The organism is Bartonella sp. B23 (assembly GCF_053793815.1).
The window spans coordinates 285,276-298,765 of record NZ_CP200033.1 but is presented as its reverse complement, the minus strand read 5'-3'; the positions used below and the strand labels follow the sequence as shown (position 1 = coordinate 298,765).

The following is a 13,490-nucleotide window of genomic DNA, read 5'->3' as shown; positions in this document are numbered from 1 at the left end:
CAAAAATGCAGAACTGGAAGTTGGTCCATGTAATTATGCTGTTAACTTAGTACTTCACAGAACACCAGTTTTTAGCATTTGTGAACGTATTATCGTTCTTAAGTTGTCTATAGATTTCAACTGTCCCTTTTCCTCATAATACCAAAAAGTCCAACCATTACAGCTTTGTGAATCTTGAGCTTTTCTCCCCATTGCATGAATAGAACCAGCCTCACCACCATGCATGATCGTACCATCGGCTCTTACAATAGCAGATACTTGCTTCTTGCAATCGTACAAAATTTCTCCTGGATAAAGTAAACCCGCTTCAAGTAAACTGTTGAATGCTACACGCGGTTCTGCTTTTTTCTTATCTAAAATTGCTAATTCTGGTTTGTCTAAAGGTTTAACCGCAGCAATCCTCTCACATGCCGCATCAATATAGTGTTGCTCGCGTTCAATACCTACAAAATCACGCCCTAAAAGTTTAGCAACAGCACCTGTCGTTCCCGAACCAAAAAATGGATCAAGAATGACATCACCGGGCTTACTAGAAGCCATAATAATACGGGCCAATAGTGCTTGTGGTTTTTGTGTTGGATGCAATTTACGCCCTGCTTCATCTTTTAAACGTTCAGCACCAGTACAGAGAGGAAAAAGCCAATCTGAACGCATTTGTAAATCTTCATTTGCAGCTTTTAAGGCATCATAATTAAATGTATACTGTCTGTCCTTTTGATCTCGAACAGCCCAAATAAGCGTCTCATGAGCATTTTGAAAGCGACGCCCCCGGAAATTAGGCATGGGATTATTTTTGCGCCAAATAATGTCATTAAGCACCCAAAAACCTACATCTTGTAATGCCGTACCAACACGGAAAATATTATGGTAGGACCCAATAACCCAAAGCGTCCCGTTTGGTTTCAACACACGACGACAAGAAAGCAACCATGCACGCGTGAAAGCATCATAAGCAGCAAAACTTTCAAACTGATCCCATGTATCATCAACTGCATCAACAAGCGAGTGATCTGGACGATATAAAGCACCATTTAATTGCAAATTATAAGGTGGATCGGCAAAAATTACATCAACTGAATGTTTTGGAAGTTTTTCCAATACTGCAACACAATCTCCTTTAAAAATTTTATTGCGCCATGGTACCCATGAAGGAGTGTGAACGAAATCTTTTTTAAGCTGAATAACTGTCATGAAAAACCCAACGAAGTGAACTGAATTTGCCCTATAATCAATCAAAATGGTTTATAGGCCCGCGTTACTGATCCATATTTACAAAATAGAGTAAATGTATAGTTAAAATCCTATAAAATTGATGGATATTTTCGCTATTTCGGGAAAAGTAAAGAAATTTCATGCTGATAAATCCTTATTCTCTTCCCTTCAATATACTGTTCTCGTATCCTTTATTTCGTCAGATGAATAGAAATCACTTTTAAAGCATATTTTTATGAAATAGAGTTATCTTAGTGATATTTTTATAAAAGCTTTCAAGATAATAGATAGTATATAAAGGAACATCTCATGCATCAAATAGATCTCATTATTTTTGATTGTGATGGAGTTTTAGTAGACTCTGAATATCTCGCAGCAAAAATTGGATCTCAATTACTTAAACAAATAGGATATGAAATATCACCTAAAGGATTGAGTGAACGTTATGCGGGGCTGGTTTTTCGCGATATTCTTAAACAAGTTGAACAAGAAACAGGAAAACCAGTTTCTGCTCATCTCATAGATAAAATGTCAAATCTTTTTCGCGCGCAAATAACAACTGATTTACGTGCTCTTGATGGTATAAGGGAAGCAATAGAAATCATTCAAACTCGCTATCCTTACTGTATCTGCTCTAATGCACAAAGCATAGATATAAAAGATATGCTCTCTGCTGTTAATCTTTATGATCTTTTTGATGATAAATATAAGATATTTTCTGCCCCTGAAGTTGGAACGAAAAAAACTAAACCAGCTCCTGATGTTTTTCTTTTTGCTGCACAACAATTATATGCAGAGCCAGCAAACACCATTGTTATAGAGGATTCAATTCATGGCGTACATGCCGCGTCTGCAGCGGGCATGCGCGTCATCGGCTTTACTGGAGGATCGCATAATTATCTTGGACATTCTCACGCACTTGCAGAAGCTGGTGCTGAAACAGTTATCGACAAACACGCCCATTTGCTAGAAGTTTTAGAGGCAATGGCAGTATGGCGCGATTTATCATAAAATTTGTTATGAACCACGATACACCTTTCGATTCTAACGGTATAAATACGACAATCAGGTAACGATTCAATACTGTCTGGTAGAATATGCACCCCAATAATAATCAATATTATGAAATAAGATTATCAATGAACTTAGTATTTCATCTGGTAAGAAACATCATATCATAATTTTCATGTTTATTATATGATAAATATTGAATAATAAACGATGCATTAAAATTTTATATTATAAAAATAAATTATACTTTTTAAATAATTTATAATAAAATTATTATGATTAATATTTTTATATCGATATAGAATATTATATACAGTAAAATATTTTAAAAATATATTTACACGTGCATTATAAATATCCATCATCTCTCCTGATGAATTATATCTTTCTTACAATTTTTGATACATATTGCTATCATCTTAAAACATATTTTTTGGCAATTACAATTATATATCATTACGTATTTTTATTGTTGACTAAAAATACGTAATGATATATTTTTTCTGAAAATAGGTAATTTTTTGTCACAATTTTTATATTATAGTATTTTTGTTTACTTATTTGAGTAAAAAATATTTGAGGTAGAAGTTATGGTAAAAATTTTTAAAAATTATGTATTAGGTATTTTTATAGCATATGCTTTTTTTATTTCACAAATTGTGAATGTTAATGCAAATTATTTAAGAAACGGCCATCAAAAAGAGGATACTTTTGTTTTTTTAATGGAACAAGCAGGAAATGCGGAATCTCAAGCAATTAATATGACTGCTCTTTATGCTTCAACTTTAGATTATGAAATGGAAAACGGAGCTATCATAGAAGGAACAGTTGAAAGGGTAGTTGAACCCATCACGATAGGAACGGGGCTTCTGATTGCCGGACATGTAGTAAATCTCATAAGCGCAATAATAGGGTGGGTAAAGGAGATATTATCAATGGTTAAACAAAGTCGTTCCGTATAAAGCTCTTAGAGTTATATTGTGTGTTTTAACATACTATTTATAGAAATACATAGCAGATCGACTTTCCATTGCTTCAAACAGTGAAAATGGGAAATATGTTCTAGTTTCTAAGTTCATTTATTACACTGATGCATTCATCCACTAATGTTATAAAAGTATAAAATATGTTAGGTGGAATTATGACAAGAATATTTTAAAATTACGTGTTAGATATTTTTTAATTATTATTTTTTTACTTTTACAAGTTGTGAATATTAATGTAGATTGTTTGAGAAGTAGTCCTCAATGAGGCGATATCTCTGTTTTCGTAGCGGGATAAAAAAGAAAAAATAGTCAGTATGGTTGCTATATATCTCCTAGCTTTAAAGCAAAAAGTCGGACTGCTATTAAGGAAGGAATTTAAGGGATATTTTGGTTCATTACATTGGGGCTTCTTATTATAGTAAGGGCTGTGAATTTTGGATCATTAACTGGATCTGTTGTGATTATTGTAACCGCAGTGATCCGGGTGGGCAATGAGCAAGGTTAAAGTCAAATAATCCAAAGTTATTTGGTTACTTTTTCTTGTAAAATATAATATTTAAATTGCGGTCTGCCTAATACAATTAGGCAGGATGTTTTTGTGCTTTCTATGGATAACCTTGTTCATCACCAATAATGCTGCTTAGCATAAATACAATACCTATCAGCATGAAAACGGATAATGCAGACTAAACAAAGATTACTCAATATGCACAAGGTTATGCACAAAATACCATGAAATTACCTCTTAAATTCTCCAACATGAGTCATGCTATACCATTTCGAAAACATTAATTGTCATATAAGTTTTTGCAAAAAATATCTTCGATAAATACTATCTTGTATATTGATCTCAATAATCAGGCAAATGTGTAAGTTGACACGAGTTATAAAATAAGCGAATAAATAATAGAGAAAACCCTCTAAACTATGACAAATTTTCATTAATATTCAATGTATTATATCTCAAAATCAAAAAAAACTAATAGCATTTTTTTATTATTCATAAAAACAAGCAAACAAACTTCTATTCATTTAATAATTTAAATATTATGAAATAACATGGAATAAATACTTCACCAACTTGCCGGAAATAAACGAAAGAAAAGATTTATGAAATATATCAGCACGAGAGGTGAGACTCCTGCTCTAGACTTTACTGAAACTGTTATAACGGGGTTGGCTGGTGATGGTGGACTTTATCTTCCAGAAAAATTCCCCCAATTATCATTCGATGCACTAAGAGCACTCCGCGGTCAATCCTATACGACGATCGCTAAAACCATCCTTTGGCCCTTTGTAAACAACGAGATCGAATATAACTCTTTTGAAAAGATGATTACTGAATCTTATTCTTCCTTTCATCATCCAGCAGTCTGTCCATTGCTGCAAACTGGAGTGAATGAATTTATCCTTGAGCTTTTTTACGGCCCTACTTTAGCATTTAAAGATGTTGCAATGCAGCTCCTTTCTAGACTAATGGATCATATTCTGACTAAAAAAAATAGACATGCAACGATTGTTGCTGCAACATCAGGCGATACAGGTGGTGCTGCAATACAATCCTTTGCAGGAAGAGAGCACTCAGATGTTTTTATTTTATTTCCTAAAGGACGCGTATCATCCGTTCAACAGCGTCAAATGACCACCAATCAAGACACAAATATTCATGTCATCGCCATTGACGGAAATTTTGATGATTGCCAAGCACTTGTCAAAGCAATGTTTAATGACCATAATTTTCGTCAAAAAAAAGCGCTTTCTGGAGTTAATTCTATAAATTGGGCGCGTATCATGGCGCAAATTGTTTACTATTTCTCATCTGCACTTTCCTTAGGAGCTCCTGATATATCTGTTTCATTTACTGTTCCTACTGGAAATTTCGGTGATATTTTTGCAGGTTATGTTGCTGCCCGTATGGGATTGCCCATTGCACAACTAGTTATTGCAACGAATGACAATGATATCCTCGCACGCACATTGACTAACGGTATTTACGAAACAAGACCTATAACAAAGACAACATCACCCTCTATGGATATTCAAATCTCTTCTAATTTTGAACGCTTGTTATTTGAAAGTGGCGATCGTGATCCAATGTGGATTCGCAGTGCGATGGAAAACCTGAAAAAATCAGGATATTTTAATCTCAATGAAAAACAGCTCAAGAATATTCGCTCCCTATTTTCTGCCGGAAAGAGTAACATAGCTGAAACGGCACAAACAATTAAGAGTGTTTATGGGGAAAGTGGTTATCTCGCTGATCCACACACAGCTGTTGCACTTAAAGTAGCGCGTGAAAACAAGCAGCCACATATTCCAATGATTGTCCTTGCCACCGCTCATCCTGCAAAATTTCCTGATGTCATCAAAAGTGCCTGTGGGATTAATGCCCCATGGCCATCTTATCTCAATGATTTAATGGAACGAGAAGAACATTTTATAGGTCTTGCTAATGATGAAAAAATAGTAAAAGATTATATTTCTTTAAAATCGCGTGCATCTTATTAAATTTAGCTGCATTAATTCAAATCAAGAATATTCCAATGCCCTTAAATGGGGTATTTGGCCTCTTTAATGGAGTCGTAAACACATGGGTGTAGATATCAGTCGCCTTAGTAATGGTTTGACGATCGCCACGCGTACGATGAAACACATTGATAGTGTAGCGCTCGGTATATGGGTTAAAGTTGGCTCACGCAATGAAACTTTCGCACAACATGGTATCGCCCATCTTCTTGAACATATGGCTTTCAAAGGAACAGAAAACCGTACATCTTTTCAAATTGCAGCTGATATTGAAAACGTTGGCGGTGAAATCAATGCCACAACCAGTACTGAAACAACTGCCTATTTTGCGCGCGTACTTAAAAACGATATCTCACTTGCTATTGACATTCTAGCTGATATTTTGATGCATTCAAAATTTGACGAAGATGAATTAGAACGAGAAAAACAGGTAATTCTTCAGGAAATTGGTGCTGCCCATGATGTTCCTGATGACATTGTTTTTGATCACTTTACTGAAACAGCCTTTCGTCATCAGTCGCTTGGTCGCTCTATTTTAGGAACACCGAAAACAATTCAATCATTTACATCTGCTGACCTTCATAATTTTATGAATAAACAATATAGTGCAGACCGTATAATCGTGGTTGCAGCAGGAGCGGTACAGCACGAAAACTTCCTGCAAGAGGTTGAAAGCCGTCTTAGCACTTTCCGCTCCCATTCAACAGCGCCCCTCACCAATCTTGCAAATTATGTCGGCGGAGATTTTCGTGAATATCGTGATTTAATGGATGCACAAATTGTTCTTGGTTTTGAAGGGCGTGCTTATCATGCACGTGACTTTTATGCTACCCAAATTCTTTCAATTATTCTTGGCGGAGGCATGTCATCGCGCCTCTTCCAAGAAATAAGAGAGAAACGTGGATTATGCTATTCTATTTATGCTTTTCATTGGGGATTTTCAGATACTGGGCTTTTTGGAGTCCATGCTGCCACTGGACAAAAAGGACTAAAAGAACTACTTCCCATGATTCTTGATGAGCTTTCAGAGATAAGCGAAAATATTCATGACGATGAACTTAAACGAGCACAAGCGCAATATCGCGCTAATCTTACAATGTCGCAGGAAAATCCATCTAGTCAAGCGCATCTAATTGCCCGCCAAATGCTTCTTTACGGTCGACCAATTCCGCTATCTGAAACAATTGAACGTTTAGACCTCATCACTCCTGCAAGATTAACCGACTTAGCTCATCGTCTTTTTATCAATTCCACCCCAACATTAGCTGCTGTCGGACCTGTTGGCTTCCTCATGAATTTTGATGATTTAACATCAATTCTTTCATACAAAATAAAGTAATATTAAACAAGGTTTTCTCAAAATGCTTTCACGCATATTGGAGATGTACAAATTGCTTTTAAAAGCAGCAGCATAATAACGTGCACAAGTTTTATGCTAAAATCTACCACAAACATTCTTCTCACCAAATAAGTTTGGGAAATATTTATCAAAGAGGTGTACAAAACTACCCAATTCCTCCTTGATGTGATAGAGTGATTAATGGGCGAAATTATCTCTATGAAATCTGAAAACTCATAATTTGATTTTGCTCTGCAAAAATATAAAAACCTATCAGATTCAAGCTTCACTGAAGTAAATGAGGGATTGATCTATTTTTGTATAATTTTACAACTTTTTAAAAGAAAATAATAACCGCTTATTGTGTAGAACAACTTACAGAAGGTGGATATTTTTTCTCGAAAATCTAATTAAAATTAAACATCCTAAAATACTGAGAGTGGGACATTGTGAAGAGTTTGCGTAAAATCATTGACATAATTTTCATTATAATCGTCAGTTCTTTTATCCACTTTACGTCAGCACAGGCAATTGAGCCAGTTAAAATTTCTTCTCATGATGCAGCTCTTGACCTTTCAAAAGCAATTGAAATTTATCATACAAACAACTCTATCTTTCAAACAAGTACAGCACCGGGGCAAGATGGTATTGTATGGCGCATTGAAGTGCAGGCAAAAAGCGAAAAATTTTCTGGAAACTGGGCAGTATTTTCTCTTGCAAATCCAACAGATGAACAAATCGACCGTCTCATCGTTGCACCCCATTATCGCATGGCTCATTCAGGATTTCTTTGGCCAGATCTGGGATCGGCACGGATCCAATCAATTACTCCAAGTGAAGGCTTTTCTCTCGATCGTCAAGCTAGCGCAAACTCTGATATCTTTCGTATTACACTGAACCCTGGTGCTGTTGTTACATTTGTTGCTGAGCTTAACTCTGCAAATCTACCGAAAATCTATTTATGGCAGCCTGAAGCCTATAAGGATGCAATCAATTCTTATACACTTTATCATGGTATTCTTCTTGGTATATCAGGTCTTTTAGCACTTTTGTTAACCGTTCTTTTTGTTGTTCGTGGAACAGGACTCTTTCCCGCAACAGCTGCTATCGCTTGGGCAGTACTTTTTTATATTGGCATCGACTTTAACTTTTTAAATAAATTTTTTGCAGTAACATTGACAACACAACCAATTTGGCGTGCTAGTACAGAAGTAGCGCTTGCCGCCACACTCTTCATTTTCCTTTTTACCTATCTATGCCTTAACCGTTGGCACTATCACTTTAGTTATGGTGCAATTGTATGGACTATCGCTCTTTGTGGTCTTGGAGCATTTGCTATTTATGATCCGACGAGAGCAGCTGGCATTGCCCGTCTGTCATTTGGACTGACTGCCGTGCTTGGCATAATTCTAATTGGCTATTTTTCGATCCGAAGCTATGATCGTGCGATCATGCTTATCCCAACATGGTTGCTCATTAGCTTCTGGTGTATTGGAGCTTATGCCTGCATAGCAGGACATTTAAATAATGATATTATCCAGCCAGCATTAGCAGGAGGATTGGTGCTCATTATTCTCCTTATAAGTTTTACTGTCATGCAACAAACTTTTTCTAATGATGCTTTCCACGAAGGAATATTTTCCGATCTTGAACAACAAGTGCTTGCAGCAAAGGGAGCTGGAAATATTATTTGGGACTGGAATGTTGAGCGTGACCGCATTGTTGTACACCCAAATATGGCAACCCTTTTTGGTATTGAAACCGACAAACTCAATGGTTCTATGCACAACTGGATTTCAGCCTTGCACCACGAAGATCGTGAACGCTTTCAAGCCATATTGGACATTATTCTTAAAAATAAAAAAGGGCGTATTGATCAAGTTTTTCGATTGTCTTCTGGTGGTGGTTATTATCATTGGTTCTCCCTTCGTGCACGACCGGCTATGCAAAAAGATGGAAAAATTACGCGTGTCATTGGAACAATTGTCAATATTACTAACCACAAAAAAGCTGAAGAACGTTTGTTGCACGATGCCATTCATGACAGCTTAACAGGACTTCCAAACCAACAAATTTTCTTTGACAGACTGCAAAACTATACTTCTTTGGCAAAAGCAAATATAAAAATTAGACCAACTGTCTTTATGATCGATTTTGACAATTTCCGTCAAATTAATCGCAAATTAGGCATAGCCGTTGGTGATACTGTACTGCTCATAATAGCACGCCGTTTAAGCCGCCTTATTAATTTTCAAGATACCTTATCACGTCTTTCCGCAGATCGTTTTGCAATCATTTTACTCAGCGAAACTGAACCACAGAAAATTGCAGCATTTGCAGATCATCTGCACAAAACAATTTCAGCACCCATTTCACTTACAGAAAAAAAAATAACACTTTCAACATCAATTGGACTAGTTACATGGAGTGAAAGTAGATCAACTGCTAAAGATATTTTAAGTGATAGCGAACTAGCAATGATCCGCGCAAAACAAATGGGTGGCAACCATATTGAACCTTTTCGCCCAAATTTTCGTACTTTCAGCATTGAGCATAACACTATGGGGAAAGATATTCATTACGCCATAAAACGTAATGAAATAAAAATCCTCTACCATCCTATCCTTAATTTATCAGACGGACATATTATTGGTTTTGAAACAATTGTAGAATGGCATCATCCAAGTTATGGAAATTTAAATGTCTCTGATTTTATTAAAATCGTAGAAAATGAAAAAATCGTTATGGATTTATCACAATTTATTATCGATAATGCCGTCACTGACCTTACAAATGTGCAGGAAAAATTCTCCCAACAATCTTTCTTTATTTCAATTAATTTACCAAGCTCGGAAATGGTTCATCCTCGTTTCGTCAGTCAATTGCGCTCCGCTTTACTTCGCTACCCACTCAATAAGGGAGGTCTGATGATAGAAATATCCGAGTTTGTCTTAAGAAAAAACCCTGAACAATCAGCACACTTTCTTGAACAAATTAAAGCACTTGGAATGAATCTTGCACTCGATAATTTTGGAACAGGTTATTCGTCACTTGCCTATCTCGTGCGTTATCCATTCGACATGGTTAAATTGGATCGTTCACTTATCTCAATCGACTCCCTCAAGAAAAAGCTCGTTCTAAAGTCTATTATTAATATGGCAACCGATCTTAATTTGCAAATTATCGCAGAAGGTGTTGAAAACGAAAAAGAAGCAATCTTCCTACGTCAAGAAGGCTGTAAATATGTTCAAAGCACACTTGTGACTAAGCCAATTGCTCTTGAAGAATTAATTACTCTCGTTCAAAATCATTTCCCTTATACAGCCAGAACGTAATGGATAAGCAGCACATGATGGGGTACGACATTGTATAAAATTAAAAATTCGAAAAAGAGCGAAATTCTACGCGTGCCCCATTTCAGAAGCGAGATAGGTCGGGTTGATCCCCATTCGAATCAAACTTTCATCATATTTGCGACTTAGATTGCTCTCAAAAAGAAAACTAGGCGACGTAGAGCTAATTAACCAACCATTCGTAGAAATTTCTGCTTCGAGTTGTCCTGCTTTCCATCCAGCATAACCTAATGCTATCAATGCATGTTGTGGGCCTTGTTCACAACTGATCGCTTTTAATATATCAATCGTTGCTGTAAAACAGATTTTATCTGCAATAGAAACAGTTTCTTCACAAGCATAATCATCAGAATGCAGTACGAAACCCCGTGAAGGGTCTACAGGTCCACCATAGCGTACTGGAAATTTTTTTATTGGTTCAGAAAGACATTTTTTTTGACCGCTGTTTATGACTCCAAGATGAATCAAAAGCTCTGGAAAATCAATATGATGCAATTGATTGAGAATAATCCCCATGGCACCAACATCAGAGTGCGCACAGACATAGATAACGGAACGCATAAAACGTTTGTCATTCATACCTGGCATTGCTATAAGCAACTGCCCCCCCAAAAAGCCATTACACTGCTTCATAAATCTGTTATTCTCCGTAATTTACATGATAAAATTCACTTTAGTTAGTACAGCAGGAAAATAAAGCTCCAATGCAAAAAATTCAAACATTTACAAATTTACAGAATAGCCTAATTTCTCTTTATAAAAAGCTTTTGGTTACTTTAAGCTTAACATTCATAATTTTAGAATTATTTGATATTCCTGTCAGTGCTCAAACAGAACAAAATACATGCTTTTTTGCAACATCCTGGTATGAATCAGATGGTGGCCGTGTCAGATTAGCTATTACTGAACCTTCTCTTTCTGAAAAAAGAGATGGTATTATTGAAATTATTCTAAAACCAGGATGGAAAACCTATTGGCGTAATCCAGGTGATTCAGGCATGGCACCGTTTTTTAACTTCAACCAACAGGTTTCTTACGAAATCTTTTATCCCGTACCACAACTTTATGAAACAGAAAATGGCTGGTCACTAGGTTACAAAAACAGAGTAGTATTACCTTTCAGTCTTTCCGGTTCAAGTAAAAATTTAAGCGGTACTTTAACTCTTGGATTATGTCATAAACTTTGTCTTCCCTTCACTGTTAATTTTGATTTTTCTTCATCTGTTCAAAAAAAGAAACAACTTCCTTTATCTTTGTTAAAGGAAGCTCAAGCTTCTCTGCCCGATACAACGCATCATGAATTTAAAATCAGTGCTGAAAAAGATACAAACAACATTTTCATAAAAATACAAAATAACAGTGAAGCGACACCTTCTTCTCTCTTTTTAGATGGAGGAGAAATGCAAATTGGACCAGCAAAAAAAGTAAATGAGAATGCAGAGTATACACTCTTTAGCGCTCCGATTTATTTTATACCAAATGAAGAAAACCAAATAGTGTTTTATACGATTTCTTTTAAAAGTCATGCTTTGAGTGGCACCTTTACACTCTATACACAACAACCCCCTCTCACTGCTCCATGATAGAAGAAAAAGGATTGCAAAAAAGACTATTTCTTAAAATATCCGTTTTCGCGATATTCAGTAATTGCTTTCCGAGCAAGAGCGTCTGCCCGTTCATTATCGGAGTGTCCTGCGTGCCCTTTTACCCAATGCCATCTGACGGTGTGACGAGAACAGGCCTCTTCAAGAGCCTGCCACAACTCTCTATTTTTCACAGGACTTTTTGATGCAGTACGCCAATTATTTTTCTTCCAACCTTCAAGCCACATAGAGATGCCATTGCGTACATAAACTGAGTCCGTATAAAGATCGACAATGCAGGGGTTTTTTAGTGTTTTCAATGCATGAATCGCTGCCATCAACTCCATTTTATTGTTGGTCGTGTACACTTTTCCACCATAAAGTTCACGTTCATGACCATTCCAACGTAAAATTGCTCCCCACCCTCCAACTCCAGGATTCCCTGAACAAGCGCCATCTGTATAAATTTCAACGACCTTTTGCTTATCTAACATATAATTTAAAAACCTAACTCACTCAGTGAACCTACATTACTGAAAAAACGAAGCTTATGCCAATATTCCCGTGGATCTTTCTTAACGACAAAGCTCTCTGGCGGTGTATTGAACCAATCATAAAGACGCGTGAGTAAAAAACGTAAAGAAGCACCACGCGCCAATAAAATAATAGCCTTCATTTCCAAAGGTATCAATGGTCTTATTTTTTGATAATTTTCCAACAATCTACGTGCTTTGATAAGATTATAAGAATTATCCGGTTCAAAACACCAAGCATTCAGGCAGATAGCTAAATCATAAGCCAAAAAATCATTACAAGCAAAATAGAAATCTATAATACCAGACAGACGATAGTTTAAAAAAAACACATTATCATTAAATAAATCAGCGTGAATAACGCCTGTTGGTAAATTTGATGGCCAATTTTCTTGTAAAAAAGACAACTCCGTATCAATTTTTTGCTTAAACTCTTTCAACAATTTACCTTTGCTCGTTTGACATTTTTCCCACAATAATTTCCAATCCATAATAGAAAGAGTATTTTTACGACTAAGTGAAAAACTCTGTCCTGCTAAATGCAATTGTGCTAAACTAGCTCCTACCTCACCACAATGGCATATATTGGGTCGACGAACCCACACTCCTTCCAGAAAAGTAACAATAGCTGCAGGGCGTCCTGCTAATTCACCAATCATTGTCTCATCATTTTGCACGACCAGCTGAGGGCAAGGAACTCCACGCTGCCTTAAATGTTGCATGAGGCTGCAAAAAAAAGGCAAATCATCTTTTGAAATACGTTTTTCATAAAGTGTTAAAACAAATCTCCCTTCTGTCGTATGCAGTATGAAATTAGAATTCTCTATCCCCTCCTCTATACCTTGATAAAACAAAAGTGAACCTATTGAATAACGTGTCAAAAATGTCCTTAAATCATTAGGATGAATATTTGTATAAACTGCCATTATCTTTCTTTCGTTACAGGC

10 protein-coding genes are annotated in these 13,490 nt (G+C 36.2%); 6 read left to right on the top strand and 4 right to left on the bottom strand.

Annotated features, from left to right (window positions below; translation table 11 throughout):
- Positions 1-54 precede the first annotated feature (54 nt).
- Positions 55-1,191 carry a DNA methyltransferase gene (locus tag V4B17_RS01235; protein ID WP_455479707.1) on the bottom strand — a complete coding sequence of 379 codons (1,137 nt, stop codon included), beginning with the start codon at positions 1,189-1,191 and terminating at the stop codon, positions 55-57.
- Between the two features lie 330 nt (positions 1,192-1,521).
- On the opposite strand from V4B17_RS01235, the gene V4B17_RS01230 reads away from it, so the two are divergent.
- The 5 genes from V4B17_RS01230 (at position 1,522) to V4B17_RS01210 (ending at position 10,409) form a co-directional block, all read left to right on the top strand.
- On the top strand, positions 1,522-2,223 hold the full coding sequence (locus V4B17_RS01230; protein WP_455479706.1) for an HAD family hydrolase: 702 nt from the start codon (positions 1,522-1,524) through the stop codon (positions 2,221-2,223).
- 590 nt (positions 2,224-2,813) lie between these two features.
- Positions 2,814-3,185, top strand: coding sequence for a hypothetical protein (locus V4B17_RS01225; RefSeq protein ID WP_455479705.1), 372 nt, complete (start codon positions 2,814-2,816; stop codon positions 3,183-3,185).
- Between the two features lie 1,134 nt (positions 3,186-4,319).
- Positions 4,320-5,717, top strand: a complete 1,398-nt coding sequence (thrC, locus tag V4B17_RS01220) for a threonine synthase (RefSeq protein WP_455479704.1) — start codon at positions 4,320-4,322, stop codon at positions 5,715-5,717.
- 82 nt (positions 5,718-5,799) lie between these two features.
- The gene (locus tag V4B17_RS01215; RefSeq protein WP_455479703.1) at positions 5,800-7,074 is read left to right on the top strand and encodes a M16 family metallopeptidase; all 1,275 of its coding nucleotides are present in this window, start codon (positions 5,800-5,802) and stop codon (positions 7,072-7,074) included.
- 449 nt (positions 7,075-7,523) lie between these two features.
- The gene (locus V4B17_RS01210) at positions 7,524-10,409 is read left to right on the top strand and encodes an EAL domain-containing protein (protein WP_455479702.1); all 2,886 of its coding nucleotides are present in this window, start codon (positions 7,524-7,526) and stop codon (positions 10,407-10,409) included.
- 66 nt (positions 10,410-10,475) lie between these two features.
- Here V4B17_RS01210 and V4B17_RS01205 read toward each other — a convergent pair whose 3' ends face one another.
- The gene (locus tag V4B17_RS01205) at positions 10,476-11,060 is read right to left on the bottom strand and encodes a YqgE/AlgH family protein (protein ID WP_455479701.1); all 585 of its coding nucleotides are present in this window, start codon (positions 11,058-11,060) and stop codon (positions 10,476-10,478) included.
- A gap of 71 nt (positions 11,061-11,131) precedes the next feature.
- Here V4B17_RS01205 and V4B17_RS01200 point away from each other — a divergent pair, with 71 nt between their 5' ends.
- Positions 11,132-12,010, top strand: coding sequence for a protein-disulfide reductase DsbD domain-containing protein (locus tag V4B17_RS01200; protein WP_455479700.1), 879 nt, complete (start codon positions 11,132-11,134; stop codon positions 12,008-12,010).
- A 26-nt stretch (positions 12,011-12,036) separates the two neighbouring features.
- On the opposite strand, the gene rnhA is transcribed toward V4B17_RS01200, so the two are convergent.
- Positions 12,037-12,504, bottom strand: coding sequence for a ribonuclease HI (rnhA, locus tag V4B17_RS01195; protein WP_455479699.1), 468 nt, complete (start codon positions 12,502-12,504; stop codon positions 12,037-12,039).
- A 5-nt stretch (positions 12,505-12,509) separates the two neighbouring features.
- Positions 12,510-13,469: a homoserine kinase gene (locus tag V4B17_RS01190; RefSeq protein ID WP_455479698.1), complete on the bottom strand. Its 960-nt coding sequence runs from the start codon at positions 13,467-13,469 to the stop codon at positions 12,510-12,512.
- Between the last annotated feature and the right edge of the window lie 21 nt (positions 13,470-13,490).